This is a genomic window from Pseudomonas sp. DW-iso17 (genome assembly GCF_058725345.1).
The window spans coordinates 221,907-241,505 of record NZ_JBZXEA010000032.1; the positions used below are offsets into that span (position 1 = coordinate 221,907).

Below are 19,599 nucleotides of genomic sequence, written 5' to 3' on the forward strand. Positions count from 1 at the left end.
CCAAGGCTTCACTCCGCGCCAAGATTACTCGCTTGCGCTATGGGCTCAAACTATCTGTGCGTCAATTGCCGGTACGCATAAGCATCTACCGTTGCCTGGGTCCTGTTGGCCGCCACTATCCCTGTTTACGTCGTGGCATAGGGAGGCGGACGCATGGCGACAATCGAAACACCTGCGAAAAAAAGGCAAGCAGCATTGCTTGCCCTGGATCAGAGCCTGGGGCCATTGGTTGTGGGTGAGCTGACTGTGCAGCGTAGAGACCTTGCCGCCATGGGGGCCTACATGGCGGGAAAACCGGTAAAGGCCCATCACCTGGCGGTACGCGAAGCAGACCAGACGCTGCTTGATGCGATCCGATTCTCGGCATCCAGACTGCATCGGTGTCTGCGCAGGAATGACTCGGTCAGTGACAACAGTGCCGCGCTGTTATTCGAGTTCGCGGCATTGCGTTCGCTACAGGCACCACCTCTGCTGTTGGCGAAGCCGGGAGACGAACATCCTGGTGCAGTCGGCAAGCTCGATAACCTGTTGCGTTCAGTACAGAAAACCAATCTCAACCAAGCGGCGCAGTTGGAGGGAATGCCTCGCTGGGTCGAGCCGAAGAAAAGCCGAAGCCTGGCGGTCATGGGCGCGGGGCTTGCAGCTTACGGGTATTACAGCGCAATCAGCGCCTTGGCCGAGGCGATCAAAACTGGCGACATCAATAGGTCGGTGGTCACCGGCGCTGAGTTATTGGCCAACCTCACAGGGGCTGCACTGGAGCTGGCGCTGGAAAAACTCGGCAGACGGCTGCTGGAAAACGGTCGCAAGGTATTTGCAGGTTTCAGCACCAGTTGCCTTGGCCAGGCCCTGCGACGGGGGGCCAGCCTGTTTGCGTTGGTGCTGACGTTGCCCTTTGATTATCTCAATGCCAAGGAGTCGTTCGCCAAGGCAGCGAAGAGTACCGGCAAGGAAGCCATGGACCATTACGTCAATGCCGGCTTCAGTATTGTGAGCGCCAGCGTGGCTGTGGCCCTGAGTGCCGCTGCGTTGGCCGGGTTCAGCGTGGCCGGCCCGCTGGGCATTGCCGCCGCTGCCGTACTGATCTTTGGCACGCAACTCTATGCTGCGGTTCGTCAGGTGGATGACATTGATGATTACATCGAACTGAGTATCTTCGAGCGCCTGCACGCGGGCTGGTTGGCCTTTCAAGGCAAGGAGCAGGAGAGGGCCATACGCGATCGGTACGTCGTGGCCCGGATGGAACAACAGTATGCGCAGCAACTGGAGGAGCAGGCCGATGCCTGGCTTAAAGGCGCGCTCAAAGGCACCGTGCAGGCGGTGGTCAATGGCGGGTTTGAGGTGCGGTTGAGGCCAGTCCGCCATTGGAAGCGCCGCTGGAACGAGGCCGAGGGTGAAGATCCGTACATCGATACCACAGAGCCCACGGTGATTGACCAAGATGATGAAGTCGATGCGTCCAATACCCCGGTTGACCGTCTGCCGGGTGCGGTGTTTGACAGTACTGCCGTGGATGCGGCTGTGCTCTGGCAACTGGGGGGAGGTAATGACAAGGTCAAAGGTTCGACTGGCAACCCGAACATTTTCCGCTTCGGTGAAGGCCACAAACAGCTCACCGGGGGCGCCAGGAACGACCTGTTCAGGTATGACATGCCGACGGCCATACTGGACGAAACCGATGCGAATAGCCCGGCCAGCGAGCTGCGTGGCGAGGAGGGCAGCGATATGCTTTACCTGGCCAACTCGACAATTTATGAGGACGGGACGGCAGGTTATGCCATCGACCTGCAGGCGGGCACTGTGGTGCGGCGCAAGGATATCGACAAGTCGCCGCCTTATCCTTCGATCAGCCTGGACTCGATAGAAAATATCTACACCCCAACCGGGCTAGCCAGCCACGTCAAGGGTTCAGCACAGGCCAATACCCTGGTCGCCGCCGGTCACAACGATCGGATCGAAGCCGCAGAGGGCAACGATACAGTGATTGTGCTGGGCGCTGGCGCCTGGGTGGACGGTGGGGCGGGCAAGGATCGTTATGTGATTGCCAGCAACCCTGGCGCGGTGACATTGCATGAGCAGGACTGGGCCGAGGGCTCTGTGATTGAGATGCGCTGGCCGTTGGCGTCTATCAGCAGTTGGCGTATCCAGGGCTGTGCGCTGGTCATCGTGGCGTGGAGGGGCGTGGACGGCGAACTGCCGGAGCAAGTCATCAAGCTTGAGCGGCTCTATACGTCCAGTGATGAGCTGCGCCGCTTGAACAAGCACAACCTGCTGTTTCTCACGGAGGACGGCTATACGCTTGAGCCGATCCTTGAACCGGTGTTGATGGGCAGCGAGGACACTAACGTCACCGTTGCCGTGAGAGCGGGCGGCCAGGACGTCAGCCTGGACAAGGTGTTGGGCGCTGGCACGTTCGTGGTGCCCCATGGGCGTTCTACGCGTGGGTTCGTCGAACGCGGGCCAGGTGCAAAGGTGCTCGATGTTCGCCTCAAGGGCGACACCACCACGTGCGTGCTGTACGTGGACTATTCGTCGCGGGAGATTCTCCAGGCCTTGGCCCATTACCGCGTGACCCTGCGCAGGAGGGGACACTTCGATTCGCTGACCTACAGCGACGTGAGATTGACCATCAGGTTCATCGACGGCAGCCAATTGGTCCTCGCCCACTATGCCAGCGATCGTTCTTCGGCGCGCACCAACGTGACCTCAAACATCATCGCGGTGGCCTTGACGCTGGACTGCCGATTCGTGCTGGTCATGAATGACGGCGTCTCATACCGCGTGCAGGCGGCCCAGCAATCCTATATCCAAGACCGTGCCTCGCCCGGGTTCAAGACCTTCGACGGCAGCTCTGCCTTGATAGAAAAGCCCGGCGTGCACGGGTTTTTTCGACCGCACAGCGCCAAGGGCATCTGGTTGCAATCGGTGCAACAGAAAGTCGTTATTCCTGTACCGCCCCATTACCAGAGGCCTTATGCGCTGATGGGGCGCTCATCGACCTACGAGGTCGTGCCCAGCGCAGGCTCAACGATTGCCCTGTCCACGCCGGGGGCGTTGGCCAAAACGGCGGACGCGTCGTTCTGGCGGATCAATACCGCCGGTCTTGGCGAGTTGATTGAGCGGGCGCATATCGCCCTGATCAACGACACGCTGACCGTTGGCAGCGTGACAGTGTTGCTGCCTCCCGTGACAGACCCTTCGATACCGCTGGAACAGGTCAGCGTACACACCCTGCAGGGCGAGCAGTACGACATTCGCCAGGACCTGGGCGCGATCTGCCTCGTGCAACTGGATGCTTGCCGTTATTCGAGCATCGATGAGGTACTGGGTGCGCTGCGCCGTTCTCGCCAGTGGACGACCGTGATGGTGCGTCAGTTGCGTATCGTCGGCCTTGAGCTGGAGGACGGTACGGTGTCAGGTATTCATTACGATGCAGGTCGCGATTGCTGGGGAGCGGACGCTGATCCCCAGCGCACTGTGACGTCTGCGCAACTGCGGTTTATCGGTGCCGATTCAGTTTGATAGATCATTGAAAAGGGATTTTTTATGCAGCAAAAACCTCAATCACCCAGGACCGCGCATGTATCACCCTCACGTATCGGCTTGGGTGCCGACACCGTCATGGTCAGGGACTATGGCCGTCTGGTTCCTTCCCTTCAACCTGTGAATCAAGGCGTGCAGCGCGCCGGGCACGGCGACGCGCTTGGGGGCGCGCACATAAGTGCGCTGGATCTGCCTGGGCCGCTGCCGCCGCAGGCAGTGTGGGTAACGGGCGATGCGCTTGGGCCCGCAAATGCCGAGGGTATTCGTCAGGCTGCCGGCCGCAGTTACATTGATCTGGATACCGGGCAGACAGTGCAAGTGGACTATCACCCGGCCAGCGGCACTTATCACCCGCGTTTGGCTCATCAACTGGCGGCCAGCCCATCTGCTGTCAGCAGAGTGGGGGGCACTTGGACCTGGACCGGGGTGACGACGGCGGCTCATGCCAGTGCATCGGTGTCGATGCCGATGGCCGCCGCCGTGCCGCGGGATCCACGGTTGGATCTGCAGCTTTACGATGCACGAGGTGGGGGCGCAACGACGGGGCCGGCTATCCAGGGGAAAAGACAGTACGTCATGGGCGGGCAGAGCTACTACGGCGATGCCCGGTTCTCGTTGGCGTCCTTCAAAGCGGGCGATAACAAACTTTACGTACCTGACGCGCGTGGGGTGTGGCAGCAAAGCGGGGCCATCACCGAAGACGGCATCATTCAGATCTCTGGTGACTCAATCGCCAGCTATCTGGAGGTGGGGGGCGTAGTGGTTCGCGTCGATCTTGATAGCACGAGAAATAAATACCAGATGATTCCCAATGCACACAGCCATGCGCCGGGTGTTTACCTGGATACCGGTGGCAGCCGTGCTTCGTGGGTGCCCGAGATGCGCTTGGGCAGCATCGGCGCCATCATTCGCGCGGCCCGCAAGGTTCTGGGCTACACCACTGTTACCAGTGATATGAGCCAGGGGGTGATGTCGACGCAGGACAGGCAAACGTACTGCTACATGCGCCAGTATGCGCGGCAGATGATTGCATTCGATAACCCGGCTATCCGCAATGCACCCGCGCACCTGCAAGATCGCAAGATTGATACGCACATCTGGACCCATGGTTATCCCTATGGTCGGCTGTTACAGGGGATACAGGCCAAGGCCGACGGCCTCGCCCTACCCATGGGCATTGTGCAGTTTGATCCGTTTCAAGGCATGGCCACCGTTGCGGTACGCCGTGAGGGCTCGTTCAATGTCGACGCAGTGGCCGCCAACGACCAGTTTCATTATCCCCATCGGCAAAGGCGCGCGGATGAAATAGCGTTGTTTGATCATTGGAAGACGCTGAGTATTCAGGATGCAAAGGGCCGTGGGCTTGCCAATGAGAAGATGTACCGCGCACTACTGGTCAATGATGGCTATCAAATCATCCCTGGTGGAACCTACGGTGGCGGTCAAAACGGTTTCGATCTGGTGTTCAAAGGGCCCGCGGGCGATGTCTACGTGCTTGAGGTCAAGCATGCCAAACCGCGCAATGTCAGCATGCAGAGGGTCTATGAGCATTTCCAGATGGAGGATGGCTGGGTTAGACGCGTGTTGAAGAAGTTGGACCGCAGTGATCCAGGGGCCAGGCAACAGGTAGCGGATGCGCTGGACCGTCAGCGGCTGTTCAAAGTGATTGGCGCGACCCTGCCAGACGGCAAACTGGTGCTATTCAAGATCGATATGAGCGGCGTGCGAGTCTGAGTCTGATGGCAGACGGCTCAGCCCCGTCTGCCACCGATGGCGCTTGGGGCGTCAGGACAAGAAACCACCGTCCACATTCAGCGAAACCCCAGTGGTATAGCTCGACGCATCACTGGCCAGGTACAGCACCGCGCCAGCCATTTCGCTGGGGTCGGCCACGCGCTTGAGCGGGATCTGGGCCAGGGCCATTTTCAGGATGGAATCATTCTTGACCAGCGCCGAGGCAAACTTGGTATCGGTCAGGCCCGGCAGCAGCGCGTTGCAACGGATTCCAAAGGCCGCACATTCCTTGGCAAACACCTTGGTCATGTTGATTACGGCGGCCTTGGTCACCGAGTAGATGCCCTGGAACACGCCCGGCGAGATGCCGTTGATCGAGGCCACGTTGATGATGCTGCCGCCGCCGTTCTCGCGCATCAGCTTGCCGGCTTCCACCGACATGAAGAAGTAACCACGGATATTCACGTCAACGGTCTTCTGGAATGCGCCCAGGTCGGTGTCCAGTACATTACAGAACTGCGGGTTGGTGGCGGCGTTGTTGACCAGGATATCCAGGCGGCCGAACTGTTCACGAATGCCGGCGAACACCTGGGTGATCTGCTCCATTTCACCAATATGGCAGGCAATGGCCGTGGCTTTGCCGCCCTCGGCGATGATCGCATCGGCCACGTGCTGGCAACCCTCCAGCTTACGGCTGGAGACAATCACATGGGCGCCTTGCTGGGCCAGCAACTTGGCGATGGCTTCACCGATGCCACGGCTGGCGCCGGAAACAAACGCAATCTTGCCATCGAGGTCGAACAGGTTGGTCTTGGACATGAGGGTTCCTTGTAGTTGCACTCAGAGCGCTGATTTGCCGATGACATTCAGGCTCATCTGCTCCAGCAGTTTGTTCATGTGGATGAACTGCGCGAAGCGTTTGTCCTGGGTCTGGCCATGGAAGAAGCGGTAGTAGATCTGCTGCACAATCCCGGCCAGGCGGAACAGGCCGTAGGTGTAATAGAAATCGAAATTGTCGATCTGGATGCCGGAGCGCTCGGCGTAGTAGTCGACAAACTGGCGGCGGGTGAGCATACCGGGGGCGTTGCTCGGCTGGCGGCGCATCAGTTGCACCGGCGCCGGGTCCGCGGCCTCGATCCAGTAGGCGAGGGTGTTGCCCAGGTCCATCAACGGGTCGCCCAGGGTGGTCAGCTCCCAGTCCAGCACGCCGATGATCTGCATCGGGTTGTGCGGGTCGAGGATCACGTTGTCAAAGCGGTAGTCGTTGTGCACGATGCTGGAGGTGGAGTGATCGGCAGGCATCTTGTCGTTGAGCCAGGCGCGTACCGCCTCCCATTTTGGCGCATCGGGCGTCAGGGCTTTTTCATAGCGCTCGCCCCAGCCGCGAATCTGCCGCGCCACGTAGCCTTCGGGCTTGCCCAGGTCGGCCAGGCCGCAGGCGTGGTAGTCGACCTGGTGCAGTTCGACGAATTTGTCGATAAAGCTCTTGCACAAGGCCTCGGTGCGGGTGGCGTCCAGGCCCAGCTCAGCCGGCAGGTCGGAGCGCAGGATGATGCCGTTGACGCGCTCCATCACATAGAACTCGGCGCCGATCACCGATTCATCGGTGCAGTGCACATAAGCCTTGGGGCAGTACGGGAAGCCATCTTTGAGCTGGTTGAGAATGCGGTATTCGCGGCCCATGTCGTGGGCAGACTTGGCCTTGTGACCAAACGGCGGGCGACGCAGCACAAATTCCTGGTCGGGGTATTCCAGCAGGTAAGTCAGGTTCGACGCGCCACCAGGGAACTGGCTGATTTTGACGGTACCGCTCAGGCCCGGAATATGAGCTTTGAGGTAGGGATCGATCAGGCTGGCATCAAGTTCTTCGCCTGGGCGAATCTGGGTCGATTGGTCGTTCAGCGCCATGCTTATCCCTTCTGCTTATTCTAAAGGCCTTGGACTATTTCCTAATCTAATGCGCACAGCCGCCCAGCGACAAGGCCGGGGCGGCTTAATAGGTTAGCGTGTTGAAGGGTGATCAGCGTGCCTGATCGGTCATTTTGCAGGCGCTGGCAAGGCCACCGGTGTAAGCACGGGGCGGCCGGCAAAGTATTCCACCAGGTTATCAGCGACGCGCTGCACCGTGTCATGGGCCGCTTCCGGGGACAGGCCGGCCACGTGGGACGTCAGCACGGTATTGCTCAGGCGCTTGAGGGCATCGGGCACTGCAGGCTCATCGTCAAACACGTCCAGCGCGGCGCCGCCGATGCGGCGCTGCTCCAGCGCGGCGACCAGGTCGGCGGTCACCACTACGCTGCCGCGGCCGATGTTCACCAGATAGCCATTGGGCCCCAACGCATCCAGCGCATGTTTATCGATCAGATGGCGAGTGCCGGCCCCACCGGGCGTGGCCAGGATCAGGAAGTCCGAAGTGCGCGCCAGTTCGACGGCCGTTGAGCAGTAGGTGTAATCCACGTCATCGCGAGGTTGGCGGTTGTGATAGCTCACTTCCATGCCAAACCCGAGGGCGGCGCGCTTGGCGATTTCCATGCCCACGGCCCCCAGCCCGAGAATGCCCAGTTGTTTGCCGGCCAGGGAAGGGCGCATGACCTTCGGCCACTCGCTGCGGCGAACAGCGGCGTCGGTCTGAGGAATCCCGCGCACCAGTGACAACAGCAACGCCATGGCGTGATCAGCCACCGAGGGTGCGTTCACGCCGGCACCGTTAGTCACCACTATCCCGCGGTTGCTTGCCGCTTGCAGGTCCACATGTTCGTAGCCGGCGCCAATCACGCAGATGATCTCCAGTAATGGCAACGCGGCGATCTCTTCGGCATACAACCCAAGCGGCCCGCGGGTCAGCACGGCCTGAATCTGCCCCCCATGGGTCTTGATCGCTTGGGCGCGTTCAGTAGGCGTCGGCGCCAGGATCACATGAAAGTCGTTGCTCTCGATGATTTGCAGGTATTCGTTGATGGTTTCAACCAGGACCAGAACAGTGGTGGGCATCGCAAGGCTCTTCCTGAAGGGTTTGAGAGCATGAGTATGCGCCGAACCTACCCGTTATTGCGCTGACCTCCTGCAAGATTTCCGGATACGTCAAACCTGGCTGCGCAACCCAAACCCGCGCACCCAGGCTCCTTCGCTGTCGCGCCAGCTACTGAGTAGTCCCCGGTTGCCGTGCCTGGGCCCGCTCTCTTTGTGCGATCGGCATGAAATCGTAGGTCGGGAAGAATTCCGTCTTGTAGACACCCCACGCCGTATTCTCGATGGCCAGGTTGACTTGAGCCAGGCGAGACGCCGGTAAACGCAGCACGATGACTTGCCCGATGCCCATGGTGATATTCCAACTGACGACTTCGACACCTTCCGGCGGGAAGGCCTTGTGAAATTCCTGCTTGGCCAGTTGGGCTTTCAATTCGCCCAGCGGGCGTGATTGATCGTGTTTAAGAAACACGGTCAACATGACGGTGCTATCGGGCGTGGCGGCGATGCTTTTGGTGGGCAGTGTCGTGTTGGCCTGTACCGTGGTTGCGCTGGGCAACAGTACGGCTACCAGCAGTGCAGGCATGAATAGATATCTGAATGAAGCGTATGGATTCATCACAAGTGCCTCGTTTGTTATTGGTTTTTTATGGCTGGATATAAATAGGGTGTTTAACTAGTTTGACATCTGAGTCTTTATTGGTCCCGTGTAAGGCGCATGTACCACATAGATTCTAACGGGAGGGTTGGTCGCTACCATGTCGCGAGGGACTTCACGAGAATAGGTGAATTCGGTGTTGTCCAATTTTTCCAGCCTTCTGACGATGGTGCGATGCGGGCCAAGGTCGGGCATCAGGATGTGGGTCTGCTTGTCGCCAGTGACCAGGAAATAACCGCCCCCGCCACGCCGGGGTATTTGGCCTTGACGTCGTTTTCTGGCTCGCCCTCTATATAAACCTTGGTGGTCAACCATTGAGGCGAAGAGGCCAGGGCACGAACATCAGCCTCAACCGGTTTCGCGTAACTTGACGGCGCGCCTAATAAACCCGCGAAAAACAGGCCGGTAAAAGCAAGGGTGAATCTTCGCATTATCAAACTCCTTACTGGTTGGTTAAGTGTTGTTATCGTCTTTGTCGGTCAGTGCGCGAAGATATTAGTGTGTGAATTTACGCGTGCTCAATAGCTATGTATGGTCCTGTAACAGTTGAGGGGTTGTATGACTAAGAATATGATTTTGAAGCGGGCTGCTTCTGAACTTGTTGTCGGACTCTTCTCGCAATAGGTGGCCTATTAAAACTTAGACGTAATGTTTGTACGACGTTTCAGCCATCCAAAACCTTCACGGGGGCGGCCACTTGACCAGCTGCTCCGCCTAACCATTCCTCAGCTAAGTCTTTGCTTCTCCAAGAGAATCCCGGACAATCCGGCCCTTGTTTCGGCCAGGGCGCTGCCTGTCAGGTTTTTCTGACTCGTGCTGGCCGTGTGAATGCGGAGATCCCACCGGATGAATGATCAGGCCAATAGCGTCGACGAACGCTATGCAACGACACCTGCAACGCTCACAAGCTGGAGCCGCCAGGACACTACCTGGATGCTCGGGCTATTCGGTACCGCCATTGGCGCCGGTACTTTGTTCCTGCCTATCAACGCGGGCCTGGGGGGCTTCTGGCCGCTGGTGATCCTGGCGTTGCTGGCCTTCCCGATGACGTTCTTTGCCCATCGCGGGCTGACCCGTTTCGTGCTGTCCGGCCGTGAAGGTTCCGACATTACCGACGTGGTTGAAGAGCATTTCGGTATCAAGGCCGGTGCACTGATCACCTTGTTGTACTTCTTTGCGATCTTCCCGATCCTGCTGATCTACAGCGTGGCGCTGACCAATACCGTCAGCAGCTTCATGGAGCACCAGCTGCATATCCTGCCGCCGCCCCGGGCCATCCTGGCGTTTGTGTTGATCTTGGGTCTGCTGGCCGTGGTGCGTTGCGGTGAGCAAGTGATCGTCAAGGCCATGAGCTTGATGGTGTACCCGTTTATTGTGGCCTTGCTGTTCCTGGCGGTGTACCTGGTACCGCACTGGAATGGCGGCATTCTCAGCACCGCCAGCGAAGTGCCGGCACCCTCGGCGCTGCTCAACACGCTGTGGCTGGCGATTCCGGTGATGGTGTTCTCGTTCAACCATTCACCGATCATCTCGGCCTTCGCGGTGGACCAGAAGCGCCAGTACGGCGCACACGCCGACGAGCGCAGCTCGCAGATCCTGTCCCGCGCGCACTTGCTGATGGTGGCGATGGTGCTGTTCTTCGTGTTCAGTTGCGTGCTGACCCTGTCGCCCGCGCAGTTGGCCGAAGCGAAAGCGCAGAACCTGTCGATCCTGTCGTACCTGGCCAACCACTTCGATAACCCGACGATTGCCTTTGCCGCACCGTTGATTGCGTTCGTGGCGATTGCCAAGTCGTTCCTGGGCCACTACATCGGCGCCAGCGAGGGCCTCAAGGGCCTGGTGGTCAAGACTGGCCGCCGCCCGGCACCCAAGACCCTGGACCGCATGACCGCCGCCTTCATGTTGGTGGTGTGCTGGATCGTCGCCACGCTCAACCCGAGCATCCTTGGCATGATCGAGACCCTGGGCGGGCCGATCATCGCGTCGATACTGTTCCTGATGCCGATGTACGCGATCCGCAAGGTCCCGGCCATGGCCAAGTACCGGGGGCAGGCCTCGAATGTGTTCGTGACGCTGGTCGGTCTGGTGGCCATTTCCTCACTGATTTACTCGCTGATTCCCTGAGGCGTTCGCAGCCGATGCCCCGGCTTTAAGCACAGGTGGGGATCACCCATCGCTAGGCAACGGCCGACTCTGCGTGTAACGCGATTTGGCCGTTTTTCTGCCAGGCCGGAAAACTCAGCGCTACCACATGGTCTTTATTCACGCGTTGCGGAGAACCGAGGCGGCTCAACTGCACGCCATGCCTGAGAAAATAACGTTCCAGCGCGGGTGTGGTCACCGCCACTACCCGATTGGCGCCCTGGCTCCAGGCATGGTTCAGGCTGTTCCACCAGACGCGCATCGGTAAGGTGCCTTCCTCCAGCGCGCGCGCGGCAAAACGCGACACCTCCCAGGTGTCGCTGCTTCGCGGGGTTGGCTGGTCGCACAGAAAACCGAACACTTGCGCCAGCAGATAAGGTTGCGTGGTCGGCAAGAGCCGCGCGCAACCGCAGACTTGGTGCTCGGCATCCAGGGCGAGGATATGACGAGCATCCGCGTGGTCGAACTGGTCGAATTCGCGTTGGGGCCGGGCGTGCGTGGAATTCAGTTGCCAGCCCAATTGCTGGATGAAAACTTCGTGTCGGTAGCGGCCCAGGTCGTCCTCAAGCGTTGCAGACAGTTCATGGTGACGACGGGTGATGATGCTGATCATTGGACGTCCTTATCGCAATTGTCGGGCCCTAGATAAGGCCCTGTGCAGCGGCGTAGGCTGCCGCCAGTGTTTTGTTGCCAGCCCCGAATTTCTTCTGAATGGCTTTGAGGTGAAAGTTTACGGTGTTGACGGAAATAGTGAGGATCAGCGCGATTTCTCCTGAACTCTTGCCGTCGGCGGTCCACTGCAGGATCTCCCGCTCACGCCGGCTCAGGCAGACCAATTGGTGGGCGCGTTCGCTATAAGCCAGGTCTGTCAGGCGCAGTGTCACCCGTTCAAGGATGCAGCGCAGGCGCACTTGAATTTCGTTGTTTTCAGCCTGCGAAATAATGTCTTGGCGCCGAGCCACGGACAGTACCCGCAGTGAACGGTCGTGGCTTCGAATCGGCAGTGTGGCGCCGATGCACAAGCCCCAGTCCCGAGCTTCCTGCCACAGCGTGCGGCTGTTATCAAACAGTGCGTCGTTCCATACCACCATCTCGGTAGAGCGCAAGCCACTAAGGATTGACGGATCGACAGCCGCGTAGTTTTGCTTCTCGTAATGTGCCAGCCAGCTTGCGGGGTAGGACCCGCATATCTCGGTTCTGGGGCGTGTAAAAGGGGTCAGGTGACGTACGCCATAGGCGTAGTACTCGAACCCCAGTTGCAACACTTCACGCTCCAGAAGCGCTAACACTTGAGTCTCATCCTGTTGCTTGCACATCTCGATGCGTAAGCAATCCCACCAACGAATGAGGTCGTTTTCCTTCTCCATGGACAGTCGCCTCGATTACTGCATTCTTGGCAATCTAGCCCACAAGCTATTTCTGTCAAACTTTGCCGAGGCTTCCCGACCGCTCTGGCACGGTGCTTACACTTGGACGTTCGTGGTTTATGAGGCCTGGCGCAGGCGAGGCATTGAATGCCGCGCGTGGCACTGCTCAATGGCGTTGACCGCTGTTTCACAAGAGGCAGCGTCGCAGGGCATCAGGCTGCTCGCTCGACGACAGGCCGTTTGCAGCCGGCTGTCGTGCAAGAGCGTTGTGATCGCATCGTCCAGGTCCTGTTTGTTTAACGGTAGGGCAAGGCGTATGCCGCATCCCATGCGCACCAGGCGTTCGGCGTTATCGAACTGGTCATGAGCGATAGGCAGCACAATCTGCGCAATGCCGGCCGCCAGCGCCTGGCTCATGGCGCCAATGCCGCCGGGGTGGACCAGACCGGCCGCGTGGGGCAACAGCGAACTCATCGGCAAAAACGGGCGCTGTATCACGGTGGGCGGCAGGTCCGTGAAGAGCGGTCGATCACCGGTCAGAAAAATGCCGCGGGCACCGACCCTGTGCAGCGCTGCCAGGGCGAAACGATAAAACTGCTGGTCAAAGTGCTCAGTGGAGCCTTGAGTGAAGACAATAGGGGGCGCTCCGGTAACCAGAAAGGCTCGTGTGGGCTCATCGAGCCCAGGGGCGCCACCGTCGAACAGAGGGAAACCGGCCATGTGCAAAGGCTGTGGCCAGTCTTTCTGTGCGGGGGCGAACCATTCGGGGAACAGGCATATCACCCCTTGGGGCGCATGCATCCATTGACTGAAGATGTTCTTCACCACGCCTGGTAGCCCATGTTTGTGGCGTAGTGCGTTGATTTGGGGAGCACAGGTACGGTCCAGGCTCAGGTATTCGATCCCGCGCCAGAGCAGCTTGCGCAGAGTCAATGGCAAGCGCCGCGACACATTGAAGGTGGGGTGCACGGGCGGCAAATGTGCAGAAAGCAACGTGGATGGCGACACTTGGACGGACAGATAAGGGATGCCGTATTTTTCATGGGCGATACGTGCACCCAAGGCCCATAGTGAGCCGACAACCACCGTATCGTCGGTATTGTGAGTGGTTACATAGTCGTAGACGGGTTCCAGCAGGCCGGCGATGGCTTGCCACAATACGGCGAATGAGGTCTTCGGGTCCCACAATAGGGGATCGCCCATGGCGGCGCTGTAGGTCGCCTCATCGCATAACGGCACGAAGTTCAGCCCCTGCGCCTCAATGGCGCGCTGAAACGTCGGCATGCTGCACAAGGTGACCTGATGACCGCGCACAGTCAGGGCAGCCCCCAGGCCGATAAAGGGAAAAACGTCACCGGCCGAGCCGATGGCAACCATGATTACTCGCATCATCCACGTCCTTGTTGAAAAGTATTTAGGCAAAGCTCAGCCGCGCTCGTTGAGCCGACTGCTCGCAAAACGCCCCTGGCTGGGCATCGCATGCCCTCAGCAAATGCCCGAGCAACGCGCGGTGCACGCCGTTGGCCGCGGCCTTGGACTCCAGGTCCAGAAAATGTCCGCTGCTCTGGGCAATGGAGAAGCTGCAATCGCGGATGTACTGCTTGAAGGACTGCACGTCCATGGCGCTGGTGTATTCGTCCCAGGCGCCATTCAGGAAGTGCACATGACTGTCAATGTTCGAGAGTTGCGGCAAGTAGGCCCCTTCATTGAGCTTGAGTGCCTGTTCGATATGGAAGCGCGCTTGATGCTGCTCGGCGTTGATCAACTGCGCCATATGCTGTTGATTGGCGGTCTTGAGTCGAGCCGGGAGATGCTTGCCCAGCGTCTGGTTGAGCAAATGGCCGATCCCTGCGTTGTCATCCCGGGCCATGAGTGCCTGCGCCCCGCTGACGTAATCGAGCATCGGCGCGTTGAGGCCAGGCGCAAACGACATCACCACTGAGCTTTCAACGCTGTCTGGATTTTTGGCAAGTGCCAGCAGGGTGGACAGGCCACCCCAGGACACGGAAACCAAGTGGTGAATGTTGAAGCGCTCGATCAATGCCAGCAGGATCTGGACTTCGTCGTCCTTGGTCACCAGGCACCGGTCAGGGTTGTGAGCGCGGGAGTTTCCAGCGAACGGCAAGTCAAACAGCACCACGTTGAAGTGTTCGGCCAGGCATTTACTGGTACGGGCAAAGGCCGACGTCGTGGCCATGGCGCCGTTGACCAACAGGACGTTCTTTCTATCAGGCGCATCGCCGATGTGTTCCACCGACACCGAATAATGCTTGAAGATTTTCTTGATCACATATTGGCTACGCGACATAACACACCTCCAGTCAGCACAAAAAACAGGCGAGAGCGCCCCTGGCACCGGGCTTGGGTGTCGAGGGCAGGGTTTGTTTTTTTTATTAAGGGGTACGGCTTACAGCGCGAAGTACATCCAGAGCTGGTGGGTTCCGTGATACAGGCGTCAGGGTGTAGAGAGTTTTAGCCTTCAAGGCGTAGAGGGACAACTACCTGATCTGGTAGGTCGTCGTGCAAAGGTTGTCGGCGGCCAGTACTTTTCAGTCTGATACAACTCTTTAAGGGGGAGCGGGAGCCTGGATTGACATCCGTTACCCTTTTGGCGCACGCAAAAAAACGCCGCGTACCTTGCGATACGCGGCGCCTTTCACATCAACACACCGTTAGGCTTGAATCACCGGGATGTTGGCGCTTGCTGCGATCTTGCGGAACTCAGCGATCTGGTCGAAGTTCAGGTAGCGGTAGACGTCACTGGCCATGGTGTCCAGTTTCGCTGCGTAGCCCATGTACTCTTCGACGGTCGGCAGGCGACCCAGAGTGGAGGCGACTGCCGCCAGCTCAGCCGATGCCAGGTAGACGTTTGCACCATCACCCAGGCGGTTCGGGAAGTTACGGGTCGAGGTCGACACGACGGTGGAGTTCGGCTCAACGCGTGCCTGGTTACCCATGCACAGCGAGCAGCCTGGCATTTCCATACGTGCGCCAGCCTTGCCGTAGATGCCGTAGTAGCCTTCTTCGGTCAGTTGGTGCGCGTCCATCTTGGTCGGCGGCGACAGCCACAGACGGGTAGGCAGCTGGCCCTTGACCTGCTCCAGCAGCTTACCGGCAGCGCGGAAGTGGCCGATGTTGGTCATGCACGAACCGATGAACACTTCGTCGATCTTCTCGCCAGCGACGCTGGACAGCAGACGGGCGTCGTCCGGGTCGTTTGGCGCGCAGAGGATCGGCTCGTTGATTTCCGACAGATCGATTTCGATGATTTCGGCGTATTCGGCGTCGGCATCGGCTTCCATCAACTCCGGGTTGGCAACCCAGGCTTCCATCGCTTGGGCGCGACGTTCCAGGGTGCGTGCATCGCCGTAGCCTTCGCCGATCATCCAGCGCAGCAGGGTGATGTTGGAGTTCAGGTACTCGGTGACGGACTCTTTGGACAGCTTGATGGTGCAACCGGCAGCCGAACGTTCAGCCGAGGCGTCGGACAGCTCGAAAGCCTGTTCCAGCGTCAGGTCGTTCAGGCCTTCGATTTCCAGGATGCGGCCAGAGAAGGCGTTCTTCTTGCCTTTCTTCTCTACGGTCAGCAGGCCAGCCTGGATCGCGTAGTAAGGAATGGCATGCACCAGGTCTCGCAGGGTGATGCCAGGTTTCATCTTGCCTTTGAAGCGCACCAGAATCGATTCCGGCATGTCCAGCGGCATGACGCCGGTGGCGGCGGCAAACGCGACCAGGCCAGAACCGGCTGGGAACGAGATGCCCATCGGGAAACGGGTGTGGGAGTCACCACCGGTACCGACGGTGTCCGGCAGCAGCATGCGGTTCAGCCAACTGTGGATGATGCCGTCGCCTGGACGCAGCGATACACCGCCACGGGTCATGATGAAGTCAGGCAGGGTGTGGTGGGTGGTCACGTCGATCGGCTTGGGGTAAGCCGCGGTGTGGCAGAAGGACTGCATCACCAGGTCGGTCGAGAAGCCCAGGCACGCCAGGTCTTTGAGTTCATCACGGGTCATTGGGCCGGTGGTGTCCTGGGACCCCACGGTGGTCATCTTCGGCTCGCAGTAGGTGCCTGGACGAACGCCTTTGCCTTCTGGCAGGCCACAGGCCTTGCCGACCATTTTCTGCGCCAGGGTGAAGCCCTTGCCGGTGTCGACAGGCGCTTCAGGCAGCTTGAACAGGTCGGTAGGGCCCAGGCCCAGCTCAGCGCGTGCCTTGTCGGTCAGGCCACGGCCGATGATCAGCGGGATACGGCCGCCGGCGCGAACTTCGTCCAACAGCACCGGGGTCTTCATTTCGAAGGTGGTCAGGACTTCGTCGGTGCCGTGCTTGCAGACTTTGCCAGCATGCGGGTACAGGTCGATCACGTCGCCCATGTTCATGTTGGTAACGTCGAATTCGATTGGCAGTGCGCCAGCATCTTCCATGGTGTTGTAGAAGATCGGAGCGATCTTGCTGCCGAAGCAGAAACCGCCAGCACGCTTGTTCGGCACGTAAGGCACGTCGTCACCGAAGAACCACAATACCGAGTTGGTTGCCGACTTACGCGACGAACCGGTACCGACCACGTCACCGACGTAGGCGATCGGGAAGCCTTGGCCGCGCATCTCTTCGATCTGCTTCATCGGGCCGGTCTTGCCTTGCTCGTCCGGCACGATGCCTTCACGCGCCATTTTCAGCATGGCCAGGGCGTGCAGCGGAATGTCAGGGCGGGACCAGGCATCAGGCGCAGGCGACAGGTCGTCGGTGTTGGTTTCGCCGGTGACCTTGAAGACGCGCAGGCTGATCTTGTCGGCCAGGGTAGGGCGGTTGCGGAACCACTCGCCGTCAGCCCAGGACTGGATCACGCCTTTGGCGTGCTCGTTGCCGTTGCGGGCTTTTTCGGCGACGTCGTGGAACGCATCGAACATCAGCAGGGTGTGCTTGAGTTGGGCGGCCGCGACGGGTGCCAGTTCGGCGTCGTCCAGCAGCTCGACCAACGTCACGATGTTGTAGCCGCCTTGCATGGTGCCGAGCAGTTCAACAGCGCGTTTCTTGTCGATCAGGGGGGAAGTGGCTTCGCCCTTGGCCAGGGCAGACAGGAAACCGGCCTTGACGTAAGCGGCTTCGTCAACGCCTGGTGGAATGCGGTTGGTGATCAGGTCAACGAGGAATTCTTCTTCGCCAGCCGGAGGATTTTTCAGCAGCTCGACCAGGCCTGCGGTTTGTTCGGCGTTAAGCGGCTGGGGAACGATACCCAGTGCTGCACGCTCTTCGATATGTTTGCGGTAGGCTTCAAGCACAGTTATTACCCTCATCAGTGGTCCCACGGGACGCTCATCCAGAAATGAACGGCACGCATGCGCTCGGGGGCTTTTTGGGCCGCAAAGCCAGCGCTGCCGGCATTCCTTACAGAAGCTGCTTTCAAAGTTTTACGCCTGCAGAACGGAGCTGATGAGGGTTGGCGCGGGCTCTGACCTACCGGGTCGAACCTGCGCCAACACCGTTCTGAAGGAACGACTGTGCTCGTGACGCTTTGAAAACAGCTTCCAGCGGATTATTGGCGCCTTACAAGGCCGGGTGATTCTACGGCAAAAAAAATCTAAAGGTAAGTTGCCTACTCAAGTTTGCTGGGTGATCAACCTTAGACAAAGGGCTAACATGGCGCACTGTTTCGCTGATTTGCGTGTTGCTGCCCATGCCCAACCAAACCATCAAGACCCCCTGCGTCGGCCTGTGCTCTACGGTCTACGGCGATCTCGTGTGCCGTGGATGCAAGCGCTTTCACCATGAAGTGATCCAGTGGAACGGCTATAACGAAGAAGAAAAGCGTGCGGTCTGGCTCAGGCTTGAGCAGCTGTTGGTGCAGGTCATGGCCGGCAAAGTGGAGGTTTTCGACCCCAAGACACTGCGCGGGCAGTTGGAGCAACGCAAGATTCGCTTTGTGCCACACCAGTCCGAGTATTGTTGGGCCTACCAGTTGATCGCCCGTGGGGCCCGGGTGATCAATAACCTGGAGGCGTACGGCATGGTGCTGTTGCCGGAGTTTCGCGACTGGGCGCTGCCTGAACTGCGCGATGCCATTGATCGCGAGTTCTTTATCCTGTCCGAGGCGCATTACCAGCGCTATATCGCGCCTGGGTTCTTGAAAGATGCGCTGGGTTAATTGACTGGCGAGGTCAATGTGGGAGCTGGCTTGCCTGCGATAGCGGTGTATCAGGAGCAAATGCGCCAGCTGACCCACCGCAATCGCAGGCAAGCCAGCTCCCACATTTGATCCACATTGCCTGAAGGTCGGTGTCAGGGCTTGGTCGCCAGCTCTTGCAGATGGTCCATGAGCGTCTGCGGTTTAAGCACCAGCACATCGCTTTGCACCGCATCCAGCACCACCTCCGCCGTATTGCCGATCAACGCGCCGGAAATCCCCGTGCGTGCCACCGTGCCGATAATGGTCACCGCCGCCTGCAAGCGATGGGCAATATGGGGGATCAGCACATCGGCGGGGCCTTCCTCGATATGCAGGTGCCTGTCGTCCACGTCGAACTCGGCCTGGAAGGCCTTGCATTGCTCGCGATAGCGCGCCTCGATGGTTTCCTTGAGCTGAAAGGTCGGGTCTGCCGCCGACAGCATGGGCGAGGGGTGAGCACTGATCACATGCAACTGCGCTTTGGCGAGGCTGGCGATATCAAAGCCATGGTCGATGATCGAATTATGCAGCGAGCGGTGTTCGCCGTCGGCGTTGCCCACATCGATGGCCGCCAGGATCACGCCGCCTGCCCAAGGGGTGGCGGTCTTGACCAGCAACACCGGCGTCGGGCAATAGCGCAGCAACTTCCAGTCCGCCGGGGTCAGCAGGGCTTTTTTCAGAGGGTTGTCGGGGAAGTGCTGTTTGATCACCAGGCCACAGCCTTCGGCTTGCTGCACATCGATGATGGTTTCATGCAGGCTGTCGTTCCAGGCCTGCTCGGTGGTGACGCTGTAGCCGTCTTCTTTCAAGCCTTCCTTGAGCAGGCTCAGCAGCGCCGAATGCTCGTGCTTCTTGTCACAGACCAGCAAGTGCAGGTGCGCGTCGGTCACTTTGGCAATCAGCTTGGCACGCTTGAGGGCCAGGCTTTCCGAATGCTCGGGTTCGATGACCACCAGGATGCTGCGGATGGCTTGCATGGTCGGGATCTCCAAAAGGGCGGGCGTTGGATAACTATAGTTGCT

General features: G+C 59.2%; 14 protein-coding genes and 1 pseudogene. 4 read left to right on the forward strand and 11 right to left on the reverse strand.

The window, feature by feature from the left end; genetic code table 11:
* The first annotated feature begins 153 nt into the window (after positions 1–153).
* Positions 154–3,522, forward strand: a complete 3,369-nt coding sequence (locus AC4PS6_RS19190) for a calcium-binding protein (RefSeq protein WP_492180917.1) — start codon at positions 154–156, stop codon at positions 3,520–3,522.
* A gap of 24 nt (positions 3,523–3,546) precedes the next feature.
* On the forward strand, positions 3,547–5,277 hold the full coding sequence (locus tag AC4PS6_RS19195; protein ID WP_336826412.1) for a hypothetical protein: 1,731 nt from the start codon (positions 3,547–3,549) through the stop codon (positions 5,275–5,277).
* Between the two features lie 51 nt (positions 5,278–5,328).
* Here AC4PS6_RS19195 and AC4PS6_RS19200 read toward each other — a convergent pair whose 3' ends face one another.
* From AC4PS6_RS19200 to AC4PS6_RS19220, 5 genes and pseudogenes are all read right to left on the reverse strand, one after another.
* Positions 5,329–6,096 (reverse strand): SDR family oxidoreductase, encoded by a 768-nt coding sequence (locus tag AC4PS6_RS19200; RefSeq protein ID WP_014718324.1) that lies wholly within the window; start codon positions 6,094–6,096, stop codon positions 5,329–5,331.
* 21 nt (positions 6,097–6,117) lie between these two features.
* On the reverse strand, positions 6,118–7,185 hold the full coding sequence (locus AC4PS6_RS19205) for a phosphotransferase family protein (RefSeq protein WP_020301516.1): 1,068 nt from the start codon (positions 7,183–7,185) through the stop codon (positions 6,118–6,120).
* Positions 7,186–7,314: 129 nt separating this feature from the next.
* Positions 7,315–8,268, reverse strand: coding sequence for a 2-hydroxyacid dehydrogenase (locus tag AC4PS6_RS19210; RefSeq protein WP_014718326.1), 954 nt, complete (start codon positions 8,266–8,268; stop codon positions 7,315–7,317).
* Positions 8,269–8,416: 148 nt separating this feature from the next.
* The gene (locus AC4PS6_RS19215; protein ID WP_336826417.1) at positions 8,417–8,830 is read right to left on the reverse strand and encodes a hypothetical protein; all 414 of its coding nucleotides are present in this window, start codon (positions 8,828–8,830) and stop codon (positions 8,417–8,419) included.
* Positions 8,831–8,920: 90 nt separating this feature from the next.
* Positions 8,921–9,333: pseudogene (locus tag AC4PS6_RS19220) on the reverse strand (DUF4822 domain-containing protein).
* 415 nt (positions 9,334–9,748) lie between these two features.
* Here AC4PS6_RS19220 and AC4PS6_RS19225 point away from each other — a divergent pair.
* Positions 9,749–11,026, forward strand: coding sequence for a serine/threonine transporter (locus AC4PS6_RS19225; RefSeq protein WP_014718329.1), 1,278 nt, complete (start codon positions 9,749–9,751; stop codon positions 11,024–11,026).
* A 52-nt stretch (positions 11,027–11,078) separates the two neighbouring features.
* Here the strand turns inward: AC4PS6_RS19225 and AC4PS6_RS19230 are convergent, their stop codons facing one another.
* The 5 genes from AC4PS6_RS19230 to acnB all read right to left on the reverse strand — a co-directional run bounded on the left by AC4PS6_RS19230 (position 11,079) and on the right by acnB (position 17,693).
* Complete coding sequence (locus tag AC4PS6_RS19230; RefSeq protein WP_072434521.1) at positions 11,079–11,657, reverse strand: acyl-homoserine-lactone synthase; 579 nt, start codon at positions 11,655–11,657, stop codon at positions 11,079–11,081.
* Positions 11,658–11,685: 28 nt separating this feature from the next.
* Positions 11,686–12,411 carry an autoinducer binding domain-containing protein gene (locus tag AC4PS6_RS19235; protein ID WP_020301512.1) on the reverse strand — a complete coding sequence of 242 codons (726 nt, stop codon included), beginning with the start codon at positions 12,409–12,411 and terminating at the stop codon, positions 11,686–11,688.
* Positions 12,412–12,528: 117 nt separating this feature from the next.
* Positions 12,529–13,800 carry a glycosyltransferase gene (locus tag AC4PS6_RS19240; RefSeq protein WP_336826675.1) on the reverse strand — a complete coding sequence of 424 codons (1,272 nt, stop codon included), beginning with the start codon at positions 13,798–13,800 and terminating at the stop codon, positions 12,529–12,531.
* A gap of 25 nt (positions 13,801–13,825) precedes the next feature.
* Positions 13,826–14,719: an alpha/beta fold hydrolase gene (locus tag AC4PS6_RS19245; RefSeq protein WP_073453281.1), complete on the reverse strand. Its 894-nt coding sequence runs from the start codon at positions 14,717–14,719 to the stop codon at positions 13,826–13,828.
* Positions 14,720–15,083: 364 nt separating this feature from the next.
* The gene (acnB, locus tag AC4PS6_RS19250; RefSeq protein ID WP_003190828.1) at positions 15,084–17,693 is read right to left on the reverse strand and encodes a bifunctional aconitate hydratase 2/2-methylisocitrate dehydratase; all 2,610 of its coding nucleotides are present in this window, start codon (positions 17,691–17,693) and stop codon (positions 15,084–15,086) included.
* A gap of 395 nt (positions 17,694–18,088) precedes the next feature.
* Between acnB and AC4PS6_RS19255 the strand changes: the two genes are divergently transcribed.
* The gene (locus tag AC4PS6_RS19255; protein ID WP_003190830.1) at positions 18,089–18,556 is read left to right on the forward strand and encodes a DUF1289 domain-containing protein; all 468 of its coding nucleotides are present in this window, start codon (positions 18,089–18,091) and stop codon (positions 18,554–18,556) included.
* 134 nt (positions 18,557–18,690) lie between these two features.
* Here AC4PS6_RS19255 and AC4PS6_RS19260 read toward each other — a convergent pair whose 3' ends face one another.
* Positions 18,691–19,554, reverse strand: a complete 864-nt coding sequence (locus AC4PS6_RS19260) for a universal stress protein (protein WP_014718336.1) — start codon at positions 19,552–19,554, stop codon at positions 18,691–18,693.
* Positions 19,555–19,599 lie beyond the last annotated feature (45 nt).